Origin of the sequence: Mesorhizobium sp. YL-MeA3-2017, assembly GCF_030814575.1 — a bacterium.
In the GTDB taxonomy this organism is placed as follows: Bacteria; Pseudomonadota; Alphaproteobacteria; order Rhizobiales; family Rhizobiaceae; genus Mesorhizobium; species Mesorhizobium terrae.
Genome location: NZ_JAUSVH010000001.1, coordinates 4,906,894 through 4,926,874, shown reverse-complemented (window position 1 = coordinate 4,926,874; position 19,981 = coordinate 4,906,894). Strand labels below are relative to the sequence as shown.

The window sequence follows — 19,981 nt, the reverse complement described above, 5'->3', positions numbered from 1 at the left end:
GTTGGGATCAATTCTCGCCGTCGACGACCTTGTGGTCGACATCCGGCGGCAGAACCGCCTCGCCTTCCTTCTTGGCACGCCGCGAATAGGCCCTGACGCTGAACGGCAGGAAGACCAGGTAGGCTAGAACCGAAGCGGTCAAGGTGTGCCAGGGATAGCTGACCAGAAGCAGCATGTAGAGCACGACGGCCAGGATGACCGGCAGCACCCGGTCGCCCGGTATCTTGACGCTCTTGCCGGAATAGACCGGCAGGCGGCTGACCAGCAGGAAGGCGATGAGCACCGTGAAGGCCACGCCGGCAAAAGCGATCGGCCGCGTCGGCGGCATGCCGAGGAAAGCGAGATAGAGCGGCAGCATGACAAGCACGGCACCGGCAGGCGCCGGCACGCCAACGAAATAGTCTGCCTGCCAGGCTGGCCGGTCGGTCTGCTCGTCAAGCACGTTGAAGCGCGCCAGGCGCATGCCGCAGGCAATCGCGAACAGGAGGGCGGCGATCCAGCCCGGTGAACCTGCCCTGTCCAGGAGATAGGCATAGAGCACCAGGGCCGGCGCCACGCCGAAATTGACGATGTCGGCCAGCGAATCCATCTGCGCGCCGAATTTCGAAGTGGCCTTGAGCAGCCGCGCCAGCCGGCCATCGATGCCATCGAGGAAGGCGGCGAGCAGCACCATCACCACGGCTGTCTCGAACCGGTTCTCGAAAGCGAAACGGATGCCCGAGAGACCGGCGCAGATCGCCAGAACGGTCACCAGATTGGGCAGAACCATGCGCAGCGGGATTTCGGTGATGCGCGGCCCGCCAAGACCATGCGCCTCGAACTTCTTGAAGGGAGCGCCCATCGCGCCGTCCCTAGGAGATGCGCACCAGCGGCGCCGCCTGGGCACCGCCGAACTCGGCAATCACCGTCTCGCCGGCCACGGCGGTCTGGCCGACAGCCACCCGCGGCGCGGCATTCGCCGGCAGGAAGACATCGACACGCGAGCCAAAACGAATGAGGCCGAAGCGTTCGCCGATCGCCAGCGTACCGCCGGTTTCGGCCCAGCAAACAATGCGCCGCGCCACCAGGCCGGCAATCTGCACGGCAGCCACGGTGCCATTCGGGCTTTCAATGACGACGCCGTTGCGCTCGTTTTCCTGGCTCGCCTTGTCGAGCTCGGCATTGAGGAACTTGCCCGGCCGGTGCTCGATACGGGTGATGCGACCGCGCACCGGGGCGCGGTTCACATGACAGGAAAACACGTCCATGAACACTGAAACGCGGGTCATCTCGGTGGTGCCAAGACCCAGCTCGCGTGGCGGTATAGCCGGTCCGACCGCGGAAACCACGCCATCGGCGGGGCTGATCACCAGCCGGTCGTCAACGGGCGTGACACGCTCCGGATCGCGGAAAAAATAGGCGCACCAGGCGGTCAGGATGAGACCGATCCAGAACAGGATCGACGAAAAATAGCCGAGCAGCAGCGTTCCAGCGCCGAAAGCCGCGATGAAGGGATAACCTTCGCGGTGGATCGGCACGAACGCGTTCTTGACCGTATCGACAAGATTCATCGGGCTGGGGCGGCTCTGTTTCGGGTTCGGCTTGTCTACCGGAAACACTTCTCCGCCGCAACGCGGCAATCCGGCATCACTCGGATATCCCGCTGCAGCTTACGGCCGGGCGAGCGATGCACCGGGCACATAGAGCATGATCGGCCGCACTTCATAGACAGCGCTGGGATTGGCGCGGCGCAGCTCCCGGGCGGCCTCGACCGCTTCTTCCTGGCTCGGGAAATCAACCACATAGAGGCCAAGAAGCTGTTCTTTCGTTTCCGCGAAAGGGCCGTCTATCACCATGCCATCGCCAAGGCCTCGAACAGTTTGCGCCTGTTCGACGGGACCGAGCCGGGCCGCAGGCCCCATATGACCCTGCGTGACCAGCCTGTCGTGGGTCGCAAGCAGATCGTCCATCAGCGCGGCGTCTTCCTGCGGCGTCCACGATTCCACGACACCCTCGGCATGATAAGCGAGAATAGCGAAGAACATCGGCTGCTCTTTCTCCGTAAGGCCCCCTCACCGGCCGAGCGCCACCGAACATCCGCCAGCTGCCCCAGTCAAGAGCGCAGCTGTTCGGATGCGATGGTTCAGGACACCTCTGCCGTTCGCCGACGCACGACGACGCCGAGATCGTCGCTTTCGCGGGCAAGACGCAGACGCTCCTCCGCCTCCGTCGCCTCGCGCTGACGATCCCACATCGACGCATAGAGGCCGCGTTGCTGAAGCAGGTCGGCATGGGTGCCGCGTTCGGCGATCTGCCCGTCCTTCAGCACAATGATCTCATCGGCCGAGATGACGGTTGAAAGGCGGTGGGCGATGACGATCGTGGTGCGGTCTTTCGAAACGAGATCAAGCGCCGCCTGGATTTCCTGCTCGGTGTGACTGTCCAGCGCCGAGGTCGCCTCATCGAGAATGAGGATCGGCGGCGCCTTCAGAATGGTCCGGGCAATCGCCACGCGCTGTTTTTCGCCGCCCGAGAGCTTGAGGCCGCGCTCGCCGACCATGGTCCGGTAACCGTCCGGCAGGCGCTCGATGAAGGGACCGATCTGGGCGAGCTCGGCTGCGCGCCTGACTTCTTCCTCTTCGGCGTCGACGCGGCCGTAGCGGATGTTGTAGGCGACGGTGTCGTTGAACAGGACCGTATCCTGCGGAACCATGCCGATGGCCGAGCGCAGGCTTTCCTGTGTCACGTCGCGCACATTCTGTCCGTCGATCAGCACGGCTCCGTCCTGCACGTCGTAGAAGCGAAACAGCAGCCTCGAAATCGTCGACTTGCCGGCGCCCGACGGGCCAACGATGGCCACCGTCTTGCCTGCCGGAACCTCGAAACTGACGCCTTTCAGGATCTTGCGGTTGGGGTCGTAGGAGAACTGCACGTCGCGAAATTCGACGCGACCGGAGGCGACCGCCAAAGGCTTGGCATCGGGCTTGTCGAGAACCTCCTGCTGAACATCGAGCAGATCGAACATCTGCTCGATGTCGGTCAGGCCCTGCCTGATTTCGCGGTAGATGAAACCGATGAAGTTGAGCGGCACCGAAAGCTGGATGAGCATGGCGTTGATGAAGACGAAGTCACCGATCGTCTGTGTCTTGTTCATCACCTCATAGGCCGACATGCACATGACGACCGTGGTGCCGAGGCCATAGATGACGCCCTGGCCGAAGTTCAGCCAGCCGAGCGACGTCCAGATGCGGGTGGCGGCGCTTTCGTAGCGCGCCATGGAGCGATCGAAGCGGGAGGCTTCCATCGCCTCGTTGCCGAAATATTTGACGGTTTCGAAATTGAGCAGGGAATCGATCGCCTTGGTGTTGGCGTCGGTGTCGCTGTCGTTCATGTCGCGGCGGATGGCGATGCGCCAGTCTGAAGCCCTCACCGTGAACCAGACGTAGAGGGCAACCGTAACGGCGACGACCGCGACATACTTCCAGCCATAGGTGAAGCCAAAAATGCCGGCGGTGAGCGCGAACTCCAGCACGGTGGGCGCCGTGTTGAGCATGATGAAGCGCACGATGGTCTCGATGCCCTTCGTGCCGCGCTCGATGATGCGAGAGAGGCCGCCGGTGCGCCTTTCCAGATGAAAGCGCAGCGACAGCTGGTGCATGTGAACGAAAGTGCGATAGGCGAGCTGGCGCACCGCATATTGGCCAACGCGGGCGAACAAAGCGTCGCGAAGCTGGTTGAAGCCAAGCTGCACCAGTCTCAGCACATTATAGGCAATGACCAGCGCGATCGGCGCGAGCAGGATAGCCGGCAGGGGTGGCGTGTATTTCCCCTCGCCGGTCAGGGCGTCAGTGGCCCATTTGAAGAAGTAAGGACCGGCCACCAGAACCAGCTTGGCGACAACCAGCAGCAGGGTTGCCCAGGTTACGCGCCAGCGCAGATCCGGGCGGTCGGCCGGGTACATATACGGCCATAGATTGCGCAGAGTCTTGAATGTGGAGCCTGAGTCGGCGGAGACGGTTTTGTCGGCCACTGTTCTTGCCTTGTTATTTGGTTCAACCGGTCTGACAGCAGGTCTCGACCAGGGCGGAGAGCGAAGCCGAGACGCTGGCGAGCGCTTGATGATCAACCGCGTAGCGCGAGCGTTGCCGGTCCGGCGTAAAGCGAACCAGCCCGGCTTCGACCAGTATTTTCAGATGTTGCGAGACTGTGGATTGCGCGAGATCGAGATGATCCACCACTTCGCCGCAGCAGCAGGAATTGCTGGCGGAAAGGCGCTTCAGGATTTCAATGCGCGCCGGATGCGCCAGCGCAGCAAGCTTTGCCGCGACGGCCCGAGTGTCGGCGAGATGCCCCGCCCCGCATGTCTGTGAAAGCGATGTTTGCATGGTTCATCGTCGATAGACGATGAACCTATTTTGCGCAACCTAGCCGAATGGGCGAATGAGGTTCTATTTCGCGGTCGTCATTTGGTCGCCGAGCGTGTTCATGTCGGCGGTTTCGCCTTCTTTCGACTTCTGCGGCAGCTTGAAGACCTGGCCCGGCCAGATGCGGTCCGGATCGCGGATTTGCTCCTGATTGGCCAGATAGATCGTCGAGTAGCGCATGCCGTGGCCGTAGACCCGGCGCGAAATGCGCCACAGCGAATCGCCGCGGCGAATGATGACCGCGTGGTCGACCTGCTCGAGTTTTGCCGCGGTGCTGCCAGCAGCAGCAGTCTCCGGTGCCTTTGTTTCGGCCGGCGCCGGTGCAACGGCGGCGACCGCCTCCCCCGGCTCGCGCTGGAAGGGAACAGCAGCGCGGGCGACCACCTTGGTGCCGTCGGCATCGAGCGCGTCGACACGCACCGTGTAGTTGCCGACGGGCAGATCGCGCGTCGCTTCGACAAGGAACTGACCCTTGGGCGAGGTCAGGGCTTCGCCGAGCAGCATGTCATTGGCATAGGCCCGCACCTTGCGGCCGGGATCCGCCGTGCCAGCGACGAAAACCTTGCCACCGTCGATCTCGACGGCCTCGACCACGACCTTGGACACCTCAGGGGACACTGCGGGCGAACCCGGTTCGGCCGGCTTGGCAGGTTCAGCCGATGCCGTCGCCTGTGCCGCGGGCTGCGCGGCCGCCGCAGGCTGTTCGGCCGCGGGAGCGGTTGCCGCGGGAGCTGCCGCTGTTTCGGCGCCAGCCTTCTCCTCTGGCTTCGGAACCGAAAGCAGCGTTGCCGCCTTGCCCGGTTCCTCGACCATGGCAAGGACTTGTCCGTTGGGCTTTTCGGGGATGGAGACGACCGCAGTCTGCGCCGAGGTTGCGACCGTATTGGAAGGCGCGGTCGCATGCAGCTGCAGTTGGTAATTGCCGGGCTTGAGCGGGTTTTCGAGCACGATCGCGAAGGCACCGTCCGGCCCGGCCGTTGCCGAACCGAGCACCGTCGTTCCCTGGACGACATCAACCTTGGCGTTGGCGGCGGCATTGCCGGCAATGACCACCGAGCCATTGCCCTCCACGCGCACCACATCGAAGGTGGGAGCGACCGGTCCGGCGACCGCCGGTTTCGTCTCAGCCGGCTTTTCGGCCGCTGGTGTCGCGGCCGCCTGCTGCTGCGCTGGTGCCTGCTGTTCCGAAGGCTGCGGCGTCGCCGGCGCGGCGGGTGCCACGGCCGCGACCTGTGCCGGCGGGGCCGGTTTCAGGAAGGGGTCGAGTGCCCCTGAGACATAGGCGACGCCCGCAACGGCGGCTGAACCACCGGCAGCAAAAAGCAATGCTCTGACAAGCGCCGTAGCCATATTCGTTCTGCCCCCTTAGCCACCTATCAACGGTCTAGCTGCTTTTGCCGAATCCGACAAGAAAAAGCCCGCTTCCAGACTTGACCGCGATGATGGACGGCATCACCAATCGAACCATGAATACGATTCGATCCGTGTGCGTGTATTGCGGCTCCTCTCCGGGCCGTGACGGCATCTATGTCGAGGCCGGACGTCTGCTTGGCCACTCGCTCGCGCGTTCAGGCCTGCGCCTTGTCTATGGTGGCGGCACCAAGGGCGTCATGGGCGCCGTTGCCGATGGCGCGATGCGGGCCGGCGGCCAGGTGATGGGCATCATCCCACGCTTTCTGATGAACCGGGAAGCGACCGAAAGTGCCCTCGACCGGCTGCATGAAGTGGTCGTCACCGAAAACATGCACCAGCGCAAGCACAGGATGTTCGAGGAATCGGACGCCTTCGTCGCCTTGCCGGGCGGCATCGGCACGGTCGAGGAAATCGTCGAGATCATGACCTGGGCGCAGCTCGGCCATCACCGCAAGCCGATGGTGTTCGTCAACGTCAAGGGTTTCTGGAACCCGATGCTGGCGCTGATCGACCACATGACCAGCGAAGGCTTCATCCATACCGCCCACAATGTGAAGCCGCTGGTGGTGGACGATCCTGAGGCGGTGGTCGCGACCATTCTTGCCACCGGCGCCAGCGTCGATGCGCCGACGGGCGGCGTGTCTTCGGTCATCGACAAGATGTAGGTGCCTGCGCTGCCTGCTCAGCGCTGCCTGCTCGCCGTCAGCATCGACCAGGAATAGATTGCCAGCGCCGCCCAGATCAACCCGAAGGCAATTGCGTTCACCGTGTTGAACGGTTCGCCGAAAATGAAGACGGCAATCAGGAACACGATGGTCGGCGCGATATATTGCATGATGCCGATGGTCGACAGACGCAGCAGACGAGCGCCGAAGGCAAACAGCAGCAAAGGCACGGCCGTAACCAACCCGCTTCCCATCAAAAGAAGCGTATCCGTGCTGTTGCCGGTTGCGAAATGCCCTTGCCCCGTCGAAGCGAGCCAGACGGCATAACCCAGCGCTGGGACCGACAGCAGCAGCACTTCAAGCAGGAACCCCTGGCTCGGACCGATGGGCAGCGTCTTGCGGAAAAACCCATAGGCGGCGAACGAGAAAGCCAGGGCCAATGAGACCCATGGCAGCTTGCCGCTTTCCACGGTGAGCACGATGACCGCGACAGCCGCCAAAGCCACCGCCACCATCTGCAACTTGGTCAGGCGCTCGCCAAGCAGCAAAGCCCCGACCACGACATTGACAAGCGGGTTGATGTAGTAGCCCAGCGCCGTCTCGACCGTGCGGTCGACGGCGATGGCCCAAACATAGATGCTCCAATTCACCGTGATCAGGGCAGCGGTCAGCGCCGCCATGGCCAGCATGCGTGGTGAGCGCAACGCCGCCTTGAAATCGGCGGTGCGGCCGAGCCAGATCAGCACGGCGGCCGCAATCGGCACCGACCAGATGATGCGGTGCGCAATGACCTCGGCCAGCGGCAGATGCGCCACCGCCTTCATGTAGAAAGGCAACAGCCCCCACAGCAGGTAGGCGCAAAGCGCCAGCACAAAGCCACGGCGGGCGTCGGAATCGGCTTGGATTGGCACAGTCTGGCTCGTCATGGCCCAACCCTATGCGCCAGAGAGCAAGCCAAGACCATCAACTATTTCTGATGGGTCATAGATTTTCACTGATGGATTGCACGGAACAGAGCAGTCCGGCGATCTTCGCGCGGAACTGCCTAAGGCCACCTCGAGGTTCTATTCCGCGGCCACCAGCCCGGCCATCTCGCGGTTCTTCATCAGCTTGTAGATGATGGAATCCATCAGCGCCTGGAAGGACGCGTCGATGATGTTTTCCGATACGCCGACCGTCCACCAGCGCGCGCCGGTGGAATCATGCGATTCGATCAGCACGCGAGTGATCGCCTCGGTGCCGCCATTCAGGATACGCACCTTGAAATCCGCCAGTTCGAGATCGCCGATCTCGTTCTGATACTTGCCAAGATCCTTGCGCAAGGCGAGGTCGAGCGCATTGACCGGGCCATGGCCTTCGGCCACCGACATCTTCTCCTCGCCGTCCACCATCACCTTCACGATGGCTTCCGACACAGTCCGCAACTGGCCGTTCGCGTCGAACCGCCGCTCGACCATGCAGCGGAAGGAGGTGACGGCGAAGAATTCCGGCAGGCCAGTCAGCATCTTGCGCGCCAAAAGTTCGAAGCTGGCGTCGGCGCCTTCATAGGCATAGCCCTCGGCCTCGCGCTCCTTGACCACGGAAATAAGCGCGTCGAGGCGTGCGTCGTCCTTGGGCACATCGATGCCGCGCCGCTTCAGTTCGGCGAGAAAATTCGCCTTGCCGCCCTGATCGGAGACCATAACCCGCCGGCGGTTGCCGATTTTTTCCGGCGGCACGTGTTCATAAGTCTGCGGTTCCTTGACCAGGGCCGAGGCATGAATTCCCGCCTTCGTGGCAAAAGCCGAAGCGCCGACATAAGGCGCTTGCGCTTCCGGCGCTCGGTTCAGCAATTCGTCGAAGGCGCGCGATAGGCGCGAAATGCCCGTCAATTGCTCGGCCGATATGCCTGTTTCGAAGCGGTCGCTGAAGGCCGGCTTCAGCATCAGCGTCGGGATCACCGAAACCAGATTGGCGTTGCCGCAGCGCTCGCCGATGCCGTTCAGCGTGCCCTGGATCTGGCGCACGCCGGCCTCGACCGCCGCCAGAGAATTGGCAACCGCCTGGCCGGTGTCGTCATGGGCATGAATGCCGAGGTGATCGCCAGGAATGCCGGCACTGATCACTTGTTCGACGATGGCGCGCACCTCCGAAGGCTGTGTGCCGCCATTGGTGTCGCACAAAACCACCCAGCGCGCGCCGGCTTCGTAAGCCGTCCGCGCGCAGGCCAGCGCGTAGTCGGGGTTGGCCTTGTAGCCATCGAAGAAATGCTCGCAATCGACCATCGCTTCCTTGCCGGCCGCCACCGCCGCGGCCACCGAAACGCGGATCGAATCGAGATTCTCCTCATTGGTGCAGCCGAGCGCGACACGGACATGGTAGTCCCAGCTCTTGGCGACAAAGCAGATGGCGTCCGACTTCGCCTGGATCAAAGCAGCCAGACCCGGATCGTTCGACACGGAAACGCCGGCGCGCTTGGTCATGCCGAAAGCGACGAATTTTGACCGCGCGGTGCGTTTTTTCGCGAAAAACTCCGTGTCGGTCGGGTTAGCGCCGGGATAACCGCCCTCGACATAATCCATGCCGAATTCATCCAGCATGCCGGCGATCGCAATCTTGTCCTCGACAGAAAAGTCGATGCCCGGCGTCTGCTGGCCGTCGCGCAAAGTCGTGTCGAAGAGATAGAGGCGATCGCGTTGCATGGTCATTTACCGGCGTATTTGTCCGTCGCGCGGATCAGGCGATCGAGGATGCCCGGCTCCGAATAGGCGTGGCCAGCGCCCTCGATGAGGTGGAAATCGGCCTTCGGCCAGGCCTTGTGCAGCGCCCAGGCATATCGCGCAGGGCACGGCATGTCGTAGCGGCCATGGACGATGGTGCCGGGAATGTCCTTCAGCTTGTGCGCATCGCGCAGGAGCTGGCCTTCTTCCAGCCAACCGGCATGGACGAAATAGTGGTTCTCGATGCGCGCGAAGGCGATGGCGAAATCGTCCTCGCCGAACTTGCCGCTGGTTTCGGGGTCCGGCAGCAGTGTGATCGTCTCGCCTTCCCACAGGCTCCAGGCCCTGGCCGCCTCGACCTGCTTTTGCCGGTCGCTGCCAACCAGCCGCTTGCGGTAGGCGGCCATCATGTCGCCGCGCTCCTCGACCGGGATCGGCGCGACGAACCGTTCCCACTTGTCGGGGAACATTTCCGACACGCCGGACTGATAATACCATTCCAACTCGGCGCGGGTCAGCGTGTAGATGCCGCGCACGACCAGTTCGCTGACGCGGTCGGGGTGCGTTTCGGCATAAGCGAGCGCCAAGGTAGAGCCCCAGGAGCCACCGAAAACCAGCCATTTGTCGAAGCCGGCCATCTCGCGCAGCCGCTCCATGTCGGCGACCAGATCCCAGGTGGTGTTGGCATCAAGCGAGGCATTGGGCGTGGACTTGCCGCAGCCACGCTGGTCGAACAGCAGGATATCGTAGAGCTTCGGGTCGAACAGCCGGCGATGCTTGGGCGAAATAGTCCCGCCCGGACCACCGTGCAGGAAGACCGCAGGCTTGGCACCCTTGGTGCCGGCGCGCTCCCAATAGACGGTGTGGCCGTCGCCGACATCGAGCATGCCGGTCTCGAACGGTTCGATCTCCGGATAAAGTGTACGCAAGTCCAAGATCACAGCTCCAAAATCACAGTTTCAGTCCGCTATGCGGCCAATTGTCGGTTTCCTGGTCCGGATGCTGGAAGGAGATGATCTGCTCCTGCCGCGCGTAATAGTCCGGATTCTTATGGATGGGCGCCTCGAATATCTTCTCCACCCACGGCAGCCGCGCCGGGTAGTTGACCTGGTGCACTGGCGCGAGATCGCTGCGGTCGTCGAAACTGCCGATCGAGATTTCCAGACCGTCGGGTTGCTTGTAGGTCATCGGCGTGCCGCAGCGCTTGCAGAAGCCGCGTGCGATGTTCACCGACGACTGGAAATAGGTCGGTTCCTCGTGCACCCATTCGACGCCGTCGATGGGCACGGTGACGAAGGCGCCGAAAAACGAACCGAACTGCTTCTGGCACATGCGGCAATGGCAGATGGAGGCGTGGCCCAATTTGCCGCGAACACGGAACCGCACCGCCCCGCACTGGCACCCACCAGTCCTGATCGTCTCTGTCATGATCTGTTCTCCGGAGGCCAGGTTTCAGTATCGTGATCGGGATGCTGGTAAGAAACCATCGACGTGACGAAGGGCAAAGATTCGGGATCGTCCTCGGTCACCCCGCCCGGCAGGGACGGGATGGTATCGACATAGGGAAGTTTCGCCTCGATGCCCCATTGGATGGTCGGCGGGATTTCTTCCGGGTGATCGAAGGCAGCGATTGCAAGCGCGATGCCGTCCGGTGCCTCGAAGGTCAAAGGTGTGCCGCATTCCGGGCAAAAGCCGCGGCGGGCGAAATTCGAAGACTGGAAGTGCTTCGGCTCGACCCGTGTCCAGGTCAGCCTGGCGCCGCCGACGGAAACCAGCGGCTGATAAAAATTGCCGCTCGCCTTCTGACACATGCGGCAGTGGCAGATCGAAGCGTCGCCGAGCACGCCTTCGACGCGAAAGCGCACCGCGCCGCATTGGCAGCCGCCCGCATACACAGGTCTGTTGTCGAGGCTCATCGTCTTATCCCGGCCTGTGGCAGACGGCTTCGATGTTGTTGCCGTCCGGATCGAAGACAAAGGCCGCATAATAGTGCTCGTGATAGTGCGGGCGCAGGCCCGGACCACCATTGTCCTTGCCGCCGGCCGCAAGAGCAGCCTTGTGGAAAGCGTCCACGTCGGCGCGGCTGGTCGCACCGAAGGCATAGTGTCGGCCAGGTCCGGGCACTTTCGCCTCATGCAGCCAGAACACCGGTCGATCACGGCCATAGCCACCGACCTTCTCGCCACCCGTATATTCGATAGGCACCATGTAGAGCAGCGAGGCGCCCAGCGGCGCCATCGCCTTGTCGTAGAAGGTCTTGGCCGCTTCGAAATCGACGACGGAAATGCCGGTATGATCGATCATCTCTTCACCTCCCAGGTCGTTACGCGTTCACCCGTCGCCGGGTCCTTGCCATCCTTCAACTGAATGCCTTGCGCCAGCAATGCGTCACGGACGCGGTCAGCCTCGGCCCAGTTCTTGGCGGCAATGAAAGCGAGACGTTCGGCAATGGTGTTCGAAACCGCCTGTTCGTCAATGGTCGCCGTGGCAAGATTGAAACCGAGGAACTGAAGTGCCGTCTTGAGACCGGCCGCAGCCTCGTTTCCTTCCGATGCTTCGGCGGCAAGCTGCGTCAGAACCTGGAAGGCCGGGTAGGTAGCGAGATCGTCGGACAGCGCCTCGACAACCGCCTCGGGAAGCCGGCCGCTATCGCCGGTTGCCAGATCAGCCGCGCGCTTCCATTTGCGAAGCGTGTTTTCAGCCTCTTCCAGTTTGCGCACCGAAAAATCGATCGGCTCGCGATAATGTGTCATCAGCATGGCGAGGCGCAGCACCTCGCCCGGCCATTTGCGGCCGCCGAAAGTTTCGGTCTCCAGCAATTCGTTGATGGAATAGAAGTTGCCCAGGCTCTTGGACATCTTCTGACCCTCGACCTGCAGGAAGCCATTGTGCATCCACACCTTGGCCATCCCATCGGTGCCGTGGGCGCAACGCGACTGCGCGTTCTCGTTTTCATGGTGCGGGAAGATCAGGTCGAGACCGCCACCGTGAATGTCGAAGACTTCGCCAAGATAGGCCGCGCTCATCGCCGAGCACTCGATATGCCAGCCCGGCCGGCCCCGACCCCAGGGCGAATCCCAGCCGGGCTCTTCCGGCGAGGAGAGTTTCCACAAGACGAAATCGCCGGGATTCTTCTTATGCGCGTCCACGGCGATGCGCACGCCGGCCTGCTGTTCGTCGAGCGGGCGTTTAGAAAGCTGGCCGTAGTCGACCATGGAGGCCGTATCGAACAGGACTTCGCCTGCGGCTTCATAGGCATGGCCGCGTTCGATGAGAGATTGAATCAAGCCGATCATGTCGGTCCTGCCGTCTGATCGGGGCTGGACGAAGTCCGTCGCGCGCGGCTCGAAGGTCGGCGGCAAGCAACCGAGCGTGGCGACATCCTTGTGAAACTGGTTTGCCGTCTTTTCGGTCACCTTACGGATCGCCTCGTTGAGCGACAGCTTTCCGGTCGCGATGTCGCTACCGAAATCACGCAGCGCGCGCGCGTTGATCTTGTCGTCCAGGTCGGTGATGTTGCGGACATAGGTGACGCGGTCGGCGCCATAGACGTGCCGAAGCAGCCTGAACAGCACGTCGAAGACGATCACCGGCCTGGCGTTGCCGATATGGGCGAAGTCGTAGACGGTCGGGCCGCAGACATACATGCGCACATTGGTTGGGTCGATGGGGACAAAATCCTCCTTCGTCCTGGTCATCGTATTGTAGAGGCGCAGGCCCTTCGAACCCTCAGACATTCATCCCCTTCCCGGCCTATCCAGGCCGCCGCGCATAGGCGCAATTCAAACCCAGCCTGCTGGCCGGGGCGTTCGTCTACTCAGGGAGAAAATTGAGGCGAAAACGTCCGGACCAGCGCGTGCGCTAGCCAATAATGCAAATGCCACAAATGGCGAATGACGTTTTCATGCGCGGCTTTATCGCGCCCGGCCGTGTTGCCGTCAAGTCGCAACTTTCCGGTTCAGGCCAGGTTGATGACAGACCATGTAGCCGAACAACCTTTTGTTAAACATGTGGGTTCAGTGCTATAGTATCCGCCTGTTCCTTTGAAAGGCGTCACGATTTGGTCGGAATCGGCCATCATTTGCAGCGTCATCAACGTGAACTTGACCTTGGGGAAGTCGAAATGCCACGCAGCAAGCAAGAAGCCAGTCGCGCCAAACAACCAGCGCTCGCCAGTCAATATCGGGCCATAGGCCCGGCGGCCATCGCGGCCGCCCTGCTCCACACACCGAAGAGCAAGAAGCCCGCGCACAAGATTACCTCGCCGCGCGCGGCCTGATCGACTGACCGGCCTGGCGGTGCAGGTCGATGCGCGCCGACACGGCCGGCGCATCCACAAAGACTAGAACAGCGACATCTGATCCGTATCGTCGCCCGGCTTTTTGCGTCCGGGCTTGGCAGCCTTTTGTTGCGGCGCATCGCCCTCGGACGAGGCGACGAATCTCTCCTGAATCTCCGGCCCGGTATTGGCGACCTTGTTGACGAGATCCGAGACCGGAATCGCCTCGAAGAAGCCAGGCTCGGCGGGCCTCAGAAGATCAGCCACGTCACGTGGTTCCTGGCCACGGCAATCCAGCCAACGCGAAAAATCGCCGGGATGGATCACGACCGGCATGCGATCGTGGATATGGGCAATGTCGGTGTTGGCGGCGGTCGTCATGATGGCGCCGGTGTCCATTTCCGAGCCGCCCGGCTCCGCATAGGTCTCCATCAATCCGGCGAAGGCGACCAGCCCGCCATGGGCCGGCCTTATCCAATAGGCCTGCCCTTTCCTGCCGCCGGTCTGCCGCCATTCATAGAAGCCGCTGGCAGGCACCAAGGCGCGACGATGGCGCATCGCCGCGCGAAACGAGGCTTTCTCGGCTGCACTTTCCGAGCGGGCGTTGAGCAGAAGCGGAAAGTCGCGCGTATCCTTGACCCAGGCCGGGATCAGTCCCCAGCGAACCAGAACAGCGGTTCGGTCTGAGCGATTTGAGCCCGGATCGCGCGGCGCGCCGGCCAATGTCATCAGCACCGGCTGGGTGGGCGCGATGTTGTAACGCGCCGGAAACGGTTCGATCTCGTCAACGCCCAGAAATGTCGCCGTCTGGTCCGGCGTCGCGGTCAAGGCGAAACGTCCACACATGGTGCAATCTCTTTGATGTCTGGCCCTGAAGGTGGTGGTGGAACCACGCCGCCGCAACCGCTAAAGCTCGATCCGGTACCGCGATCCACAGCCAAGGCTTTGATCGCGAACCGCAAGGAAGCCTGCCAGAGGCCGAATGTCATGACCAAGAAGCAACCCATACCATCGGTATCCGTGGCAGTCGTGCGCGGTGACCGTGTGCTGCTGGTCAAGCGGGCAAAGCCGCCCTCCCAGGGCGTCTACGCCTTCCCCGGAGGAAAGGTGGAGGCCGGTGAGGCGTTGGAGACGGCGGCAAAACGGGAACTTCTCGAGGAGACCGGCCTCGTGGCCGCTGATTTTCGTCCCCTGATCGAGATTTTCATCGACGGCTCGGTCGAAAGTCATCCGGCCGACTATCTCCTCACGGTTTTCGGAGCAGGCTATATCGGTGGCGAGGCGCAGGCCGCCGACGATGCAGAGACCGCTGCGTTCTACACGCTGGCGGAGATGGAGACGATGCCTCTGGCCGGTTCGGTCTTCTCGGTTGCCCGCGATCTGCTCTCACCACTGAAAAAGCCTTTGGGCGACGCCTGAAGGCGCCTTGCAGGCGACAGATTGTTTGTCCACAAAGCGTTATGGTTCGCGCCTTCGCCCTTCTTGTCCTTGGTCTGGTCCTTGCCGTCGGCTCCCCGGCGCGGCCTGCCACTGCCGCCGAGGCTCCGTTCGAGCCAGGCCTGATGCGGCTGGCCGAGGTTCTCGGGTCGTTGCATTTCCTGCGCAATCTGTGCGGCGAAAAGAGCGACCAGTGGCGGACCGAGATGGAAAAGCTGCTGACCTCGGAGAATCCCGCTCCGGAACGTCGCGCACGCTTCATCGCCGCCTTCAACCGAGGCTATCGCTCGTTCGGCAGCACCTATACGCAGTGCACCGCCTCGGCCAGCGAAGCCATCAGCCGCTACATGAAGGAAGGCGAAACGCTGTCGCGCGACATCGCCTCGCGCTACGGCAATTAGCAAGCTGTTAACTTTTTCACCATTGTGGCAGCACAGCATCACAGTGCTGTGCTAGGAAACTTAACGGGACATTAAAGGGACGGTTCGAGTTTGATCCTCATTTGACGGATCACCGCTTGAAAAGGGTGGTAGTTGCGTATGGAACACACAGTCAGCGATATCGACGCCCTCGTCAGGGAAGAAAAGCGCCTGACGGCAGTCGAAAGTCACAACGAGGCCTGGGCCGAAGGTCTTTCGGCCGGCATCGAGGCCGACATCATCGCTGAGGCGGCGCTTGAGACCGCTTTTTGCGAGATGCTGCGAGCCAATGGAGAGACAGCGGCCCTTGCCCTGCTCGACAGGATGCGTGAAAAGGTGATTGCCGGGGCGTTTGGGCCCGACCAAGTAAGGCACTGATCCTGACGCCTGGCGCTGAATAGCGGGACTGCCTCCCGCTACGAAGCGGCATACCGACCGGGCTGTTGCCCGGCAGCATGGAGAGGCGGCCGGTGAGAATTTCTTCCTTCGACAGACCTCGTGGCCTGGCGTTCGGGGTTGGCCTGCTCGCATTGACGCTGCCGCCGGTGTGGGTGACCACTGTCCGTCCCGCCGCCGCGCTCAGCGAAATCAAGCACGACGACGTTCAGCAGCCCGCCAAGCCGCAAGCAGCCCCGGACAATGCGAAGCCGGGCGCCGTGCCACTGCCGGACCCGATCCAGCGCATACCGCCGGCCAACAAGCCTACGCCACCCGGCCAAGATGAGCCGGAGCAGGTTGAACCAGCCAAACCCAATGAGGGTGGCGGCAACCTTGCCAGACCGCAGGTCGACCCCGCCGCGCCATTGCCGCCGGTTGAATACGACCTTTCCAAATTACCCGAGCCCGTGCGTCGCATGCGCGATCTCATCGTGGAAGCCTGCAAGAGCGGCGACATCGAAAAGCTTCGCCCGCTGATCGGCAGCGGCGATACAATCACGCAACTGTCGCTGACCGACATCGAGGGCGACCCGGTCACCTTCCTGAAGGGGCTGTCCGGCGATACCGAAGGCCAGGAAATCCTCGCCATCCTGCAGGAAGTTCTCGACGCGGGTTATGTGCGTCTCGACCCGGGTACGCCGCAGGAACTTTATGTCTGGCCTTATTTCTTCGCCTATCCGCTGGCCAAGCTGGACGCCCGCCAAAGGGTCGAGCTGTTCAAGATCGTCACCGCCGGCGACTACGAGGACATGAAGCAGTTCGGCACTTACATCTTCTACCGCGTCGGCATCACGCCGCAGGGGCGCTGGACATTCTTCGTCGCGGGCGATTGAGACCGCGCCCATTCGCGCGGTGAGCGGGAAAGAAAGCCCTTAGCGGCCTGTTTCTAGTAGCCGCGACGGTAGTAGCGCTCGTCGCAAGGCGCGGTGAAGATGCGGCCATAACGGTCCTGATAGCGGCACATCTCCTGATCGCGCGGCTGCGGTCCGCCGGACGTTGCTAAAACCGCGCCGAGCAGCGCGCCGGCACCGGCACCGATCAGGGTGCTTTCCGTGTTGCCGCCGATCGCCTGACCGACCAAAGCGCCACCGGCCGCACCAAGTGCTGCGCCACCGGTCGCCCGCTGTTGCTGCGCGGTCTGCGAGCAGGCGGTGACGGCAAGCGTCATCAATACCGCACCGGCAGTCGCGAGTTTGGAAAGGCTCATTGGGTCGTCTCCGTAATGTCCATGCGGACGATGACGGAAATCTTACTGATCCAACATGAACGCAGGCTGTCTGAACCACCCAGCGAAAGGGGCCGCGCCTCTTTGCGGAGTGGAAAACACCGTCATCCAATCACCGCTTCGGAGAATTCCACCGCCCTGCCCTGCGAAGGCGTGGCGATGTCGCCTTCCCACATGACGCGACTTCCCCGGATGATGGTGCCGACCGGCCAGCCGGTTACCTGCTTGCCATCATAAGGCGTCCAGCCGGCACGCGAGCCGGCCTGGGCGTTGGTTATGGTTTGCCTGCGCTTCATGTCTACGACGGTGAAGTCGGCATCGTAGCCGGCGGCGATGCGGCCCTTGCGCGCCATGCCGAAGATGCGGTTCGGGCCATGGCTGGAGAGATCGACAAAACGCTCCAGGGTCAGGCGACCGGCGTTCACATGGTCCAGCATGATCGGCACCAGGGTCTGCACGCCGGTCATGCCGGATGGAGAAGCCGGATAGGGTTTTGCCTTCTCGGCCAGCGTATGCGGCGCGTGATCGGAACCCAGTACGTCGACAACGCCCTGACCGATACCGTGCCAGATGCCGTCACGATGACGGGCGGCCCGCACCGGCGGGTTCATCTGCAGCAGCGTGCCGAGGCGGGCATAATCGTCCGCGCTCATGGTCAGATGATGCGGGGTCGCTTCGCAGGTAGCGACATCCTTGTGCTGTTGGAGAAAGGCGATCTCCTCGGCCGTCGAGATGTGCAGCACATGGATGCGCGCACGCGTTTGGCGCGCGATCCGCACCAGCCGCTCGGTACATTGAAGTGCGGCGATCTCATCGCGCCAGATGGGGTGCGAAGACGGGTCGTTCTCGACGCGCAGGCCGAGACGTTCGCGCAGCCGGAATTCATCTTCTGAGTGGAACGCTGCGCGACGGCGCGTGTTGCGCAGGATCGAGGCGACGCCCTCGTCGTCCTCGACCAGCAGATCACCGGTGGAAGAACCCATGAACACCTTGATGCCGGCAGCGCCCGGCAGCCGCTCCAATTCGGCGACCTCGCCGGCATTGTCGCGGGTGCCGCCAACCCAGAAAGCGAAGTCGCAATGCATGCGGCCCGTCGCGCGCTTGATCTTGTCGGCCAGCGCCGCTTCGCTGGTGGTCAGCGGATTGGTGTTCGGCATCTCGAACACGGCCGTGACGCCACCCAGCACCGCCGCGCGGGAACCCGTCTCCAGGTCTTCCTTGTGCTCGAGACCCGGCTCGCGGAAATGCACCTGGCTGTCGACCACTCCGGGCAGCACATGCAGGCCATGGCAATCGATGGTCTGGCCGGCCGACGCCGCACCCAGATCGCCGATCGAGGCGATCCTGCCATCCTTGACGCCGATGTCGCGCAGGCCGATGCCGTCATGATTGACGACCGTGCCGCCCTTGAGGATGAGGTCGTAGATCGCTGCCATCCGCTCCGGCCCTTGTGTGGGAATTGCCTGCGGCTTACGTAATGGCTCTCCGAATTGCAAGATCAGGCCCATGCCGACAACCTTTCTCGCCGACCGCGCCCTTGTCTCCGTTTCAGGCCCCGATGCCGAACACTTCCTGCAAAACATCCTGACCGTCGATCTCGACGGGCTGGGCAACGCGGAAGCCAAACCGGGCGCATTGCTGGCGCCGCAGGGCAAGATCCTGTTCGATTTCCTGGTCTCCCGTGCCGGCGAAACCGCGTTCCGGCTGGAATGCCGCGCCGATATCGCTGACGATTTCGTGCGCCGCCTGATGTTCTATCGCCTGCGCGCCAAGGCCGATATTTCCAAGCAGGATCAAACCGTTGTTGCCGTTTCATGGCGATCTGATTCAAACGCTTCGCAAAGTGATTCCGCTGCTTCAAGCGTTGATTCAAGCAAGGGCGCTCGCGACACCCGCTTCGGCGCTCGCGTCTTCCGCTTCTACGACGCGCCATTGCCCACACCCGATGCCACTGAAGCCGACTGGCATGCCTTCCGCCTTTCGCATGGTGTTGCGGAAAGTGGCGACGACTATGCGCTGAACGACGCCTTCCCACATGACGTGCTGCTCGATCAATTGGACGGCATCGGCTTCAAGAAGGGCTGTTTCATCGGCCAGGAAGTGGTTTCCCGCATGCAGCATCGCGGTACGGCGCGCCGGCGCGTGTTGCTGGTCGAGGCCGATTCTCCCCTACCCGCTCCGGGTACGGAGTTGACGGTCGACGGCCGCCCGGTCGGGACGCTCGGCTCGGTCTCCGGCATGCATGGTCTTGCGATCGCCCGCATCGACCGCGTCAAGACGGCGATGGATGCCGGCCAGGAAATCAGCGCCGGCGGCGTTACCCTGTCGCTTGCCATTCCCGGTTGGGCGCGCTTCACCTTCCCGGAAACCGCCGGCTCGGAAGACGCCTGATGGCGGACCGCGTCGGCGCCCCGTCGCGTGCCTGGCAGCGCATGCTGTCGGGGCGGCGCCTTGACCTGCTCGATCCCTCGCCGCTCGACATCGAGCTTGGCGACATCGCGCACGGGCTTGCCCGCGTCGCCCGCTGGAATGGCCAGACTTCGGGGGACCACGCTTTTTCGGTGGCCCAGCATTCGATCCTGGTGGAGGAGATCTTCCGCCAGATCGTACCCGCCGCCTCGCCGACGGCACAACTGACGGCGCTGCTGCACGATGCCCCCGAATATGTGATCGGCGACATGATATCGCCGTTCAAATCAGTGGTCGGCGGCGGCTATAAATCCTGCGAGGAACGCCTGCAGCACGCCATCCATCTGCGCTTCGGGCTGCCGGCGGCGACCGCGCAAGGTGTGAAGAAGGACATCAAGCGCGCCGACCAGATCGCTGCCTATTTCGAGGCTACGGCTTTGGCCGGCTTCGACCTAGCCGAAGCGGCCGAGTTTTTCGGCCGCCCGCGCGGGTTTTCCGCCGATCAGTTCGACCTGACGCCGAAACCGGCGAAGCAGGTCGAAAAGGCGTTCATGGCGCGCTTCCAGAAGATCGAAAGCGCCTTGCGCTGAATTT

At 62.7% G+C, this 19,981-nt stretch carries 24 protein-coding genes; 7 read left to right on the top strand and 17 right to left on the bottom strand.

The features are described 5' to 3' along the window. Positions 1–7: 7 nt before the first annotated feature. The 6 genes from pssA to QFZ88_RS23160 all read right to left on the bottom strand — a co-directional run bounded on the left by pssA (position 8) and on the right by QFZ88_RS23160 (position 5,753). A complete protein-coding gene (pssA, locus tag QFZ88_RS23185) occupies positions 8–841 on the bottom strand; it encodes a CDP-diacylglycerol--serine O-phosphatidyltransferase (RefSeq protein ID WP_024923897.1) in 834 nt (277 codons plus the stop codon). 10 nt (positions 842–851) lie between these two features. Further along, positions 852–1,598: a phosphatidylserine decarboxylase gene (locus QFZ88_RS23180; protein WP_275040860.1), complete on the bottom strand. Its 747-nt coding sequence runs from the start codon at positions 1,596–1,598 to the stop codon at positions 852–854. Between the two features lie 51 nt (positions 1,599–1,649). Beyond that, positions 1,650–2,024 carry a YciI family protein gene (locus tag QFZ88_RS23175; RefSeq protein ID WP_036253915.1) on the bottom strand — a complete coding sequence of 125 codons (375 nt, stop codon included), beginning with the start codon at positions 2,022–2,024 and terminating at the stop codon, positions 1,650–1,652. 98 nt (positions 2,025–2,122) lie between these two features. Further along, on the bottom strand, positions 2,123–4,009 hold the full coding sequence (locus QFZ88_RS23170; protein ID WP_024923898.1) for an ABCB family ABC transporter ATP-binding protein/permease: 1,887 nt from the start codon (positions 4,007–4,009) through the stop codon (positions 2,123–2,125). Positions 4,010–4,031: 22 nt separating this feature from the next. Continuing rightward, on the bottom strand, positions 4,032–4,364 hold the full coding sequence (locus QFZ88_RS23165) for an ArsR/SmtB family transcription factor (protein WP_024923899.1): 333 nt from the start codon (positions 4,362–4,364) through the stop codon (positions 4,032–4,034). 63 nt (positions 4,365–4,427) lie between these two features. Continuing rightward, positions 4,428–5,753, bottom strand: coding sequence for a LysM peptidoglycan-binding domain-containing protein (locus tag QFZ88_RS23160; protein WP_024923900.1), 1,326 nt, complete (start codon positions 5,751–5,753; stop codon positions 4,428–4,430). A 116-nt stretch (positions 5,754–5,869) separates the two neighbouring features. Here QFZ88_RS23160 and QFZ88_RS23155 point away from each other — a divergent pair, with 116 nt between their 5' ends. After that, a complete protein-coding gene (locus QFZ88_RS23155; RefSeq protein WP_024923901.1) occupies positions 5,870–6,481 on the top strand; it encodes a TIGR00730 family Rossman fold protein in 612 nt (203 codons plus the stop codon). 17 nt (positions 6,482–6,498) lie between these two features. Here QFZ88_RS23155 and rarD read toward each other — a convergent pair whose 3' ends face one another. The 9 genes from rarD to QFZ88_RS23110 all read right to left on the bottom strand — a co-directional run bounded on the left by rarD (position 6,499) and on the right by QFZ88_RS23110 (position 14,305). Next, complete coding sequence (gene rarD, locus QFZ88_RS23150; protein WP_024923902.1) at positions 6,499–7,407, bottom strand: EamA family transporter RarD; 909 nt, start codon at positions 7,405–7,407, stop codon at positions 6,499–6,501. Positions 7,408–7,545: 138 nt separating this feature from the next. Continuing rightward, positions 7,546–9,168 (bottom strand): citramalate synthase, encoded by a 1,623-nt coding sequence (gene cimA, locus QFZ88_RS23145; RefSeq protein WP_171021053.1) that lies wholly within the window; start codon positions 9,166–9,168, stop codon positions 7,546–7,548. Further along, on the bottom strand, positions 9,165–10,115 hold the full coding sequence (gene pip, locus QFZ88_RS23140) for a prolyl aminopeptidase (RefSeq protein ID WP_024923904.1): 951 nt from the start codon (positions 10,113–10,115) through the stop codon (positions 9,165–9,167). Before pip ends, cimA begins: the two co-directional genes overlap by 4 nt. A 16-nt stretch (positions 10,116–10,131) precedes the next feature. Next, entirely contained in the window at positions 10,132–10,608 is a 477-nt protein-coding gene (locus QFZ88_RS23135) for a GFA family protein (protein ID WP_024923905.1), read from the bottom strand. Then, entirely contained in the window at positions 10,605–11,096 is a 492-nt protein-coding gene (locus QFZ88_RS23130; protein WP_024923906.1) for a GFA family protein, read from the bottom strand. Before QFZ88_RS23130 ends, QFZ88_RS23135 begins: the two co-directional genes overlap by 4 nt. A gap of 4 nt (positions 11,097–11,100) precedes the next feature. Continuing rightward, positions 11,101–11,484, bottom strand: coding sequence for a VOC family protein (locus QFZ88_RS23125; RefSeq protein WP_024923907.1), 384 nt, complete (start codon positions 11,482–11,484; stop codon positions 11,101–11,103). Then, positions 11,481–12,917, bottom strand: coding sequence for a cysteine--tRNA ligase (cysS, locus tag QFZ88_RS23120; RefSeq protein ID WP_024923908.1), 1,437 nt, complete (start codon positions 12,915–12,917; stop codon positions 11,481–11,483). The genes QFZ88_RS23125 and cysS overlap by 4 nt, the downstream gene beginning before the upstream one ends. Before the next feature lie 221 nt (positions 12,918–13,138). After that, positions 13,139–13,432 carry a hypothetical protein gene (locus tag QFZ88_RS23115; RefSeq protein WP_162531497.1) on the bottom strand — a complete coding sequence of 98 codons (294 nt, stop codon included), beginning with the start codon at positions 13,430–13,432 and terminating at the stop codon, positions 13,139–13,141. Positions 13,433–13,522: 90 nt separating this feature from the next. After that, positions 13,523–14,305 (bottom strand): SOS response-associated peptidase, encoded by a 783-nt coding sequence (locus QFZ88_RS23110; protein WP_024923909.1) that lies wholly within the window; start codon positions 14,303–14,305, stop codon positions 13,523–13,525. Between the two features lie 141 nt (positions 14,306–14,446). On the opposite strand from QFZ88_RS23110, the gene QFZ88_RS23105 reads away from it, so the two are divergent. The 4 genes from QFZ88_RS23105 to QFZ88_RS23090 all read left to right on the top strand — a co-directional run bounded on the left by QFZ88_RS23105 (position 14,447) and on the right by QFZ88_RS23090 (position 16,586). Then, positions 14,447–14,878, top strand: a complete 432-nt coding sequence (locus QFZ88_RS23105) for an NUDIX hydrolase (protein WP_024923910.1) — start codon at positions 14,447–14,449, stop codon at positions 14,876–14,878. A gap of 41 nt (positions 14,879–14,919) precedes the next feature. Beyond that, positions 14,920–15,297 (top strand): TIGR02301 family protein, encoded by a 378-nt coding sequence (locus tag QFZ88_RS23100; protein ID WP_024923911.1) that lies wholly within the window; start codon positions 14,920–14,922, stop codon positions 15,295–15,297. A gap of 138 nt (positions 15,298–15,435) precedes the next feature. Then, entirely contained in the window at positions 15,436–15,693 is a 258-nt protein-coding gene (locus QFZ88_RS23095) for a hypothetical protein (RefSeq protein ID WP_024923912.1), read from the top strand. A gap of 92 nt (positions 15,694–15,785) precedes the next feature. Further along, positions 15,786–16,586: a hypothetical protein gene (locus QFZ88_RS23090; protein WP_024923913.1), complete on the top strand. Its 801-nt coding sequence runs from the start codon at positions 15,786–15,788 to the stop codon at positions 16,584–16,586. Positions 16,587–16,639: 53 nt separating this feature from the next. Here QFZ88_RS23090 and QFZ88_RS23085 read toward each other — a convergent pair whose 3' ends face one another. Together QFZ88_RS23085 and QFZ88_RS23080 are read right to left on the bottom strand one after the other, a co-directional pair. Further along, on the bottom strand, positions 16,640–16,960 hold the full coding sequence (locus QFZ88_RS23085) for a YMGG-like glycine zipper-containing protein (protein ID WP_024923914.1): 321 nt from the start codon (positions 16,958–16,960) through the stop codon (positions 16,640–16,642). Between the two features lie 122 nt (positions 16,961–17,082). Continuing rightward, on the bottom strand, positions 17,083–18,414 hold the full coding sequence (locus QFZ88_RS23080) for a dihydroorotase (protein ID WP_024923915.1): 1,332 nt from the start codon (positions 18,412–18,414) through the stop codon (positions 17,083–17,085). A 70-nt stretch (positions 18,415–18,484) separates the two neighbouring features. Here QFZ88_RS23080 and QFZ88_RS23075 point away from each other — a divergent pair, with 70 nt between their 5' ends. Next, positions 18,485–19,369: a YgfZ/GcvT domain-containing protein gene (locus QFZ88_RS23075; RefSeq protein WP_024923916.1), complete on the top strand. Its 885-nt coding sequence runs from the start codon at positions 18,485–18,487 to the stop codon at positions 19,367–19,369. After that, a complete protein-coding gene (locus QFZ88_RS23070; protein ID WP_024923917.1) occupies positions 19,366–19,977 on the top strand; it encodes an HD family hydrolase in 612 nt (203 codons plus the stop codon). The genes QFZ88_RS23075 and QFZ88_RS23070 overlap by 4 nt, the downstream gene beginning before the upstream one ends. Positions 19,978–19,981 lie beyond the last annotated feature (4 nt).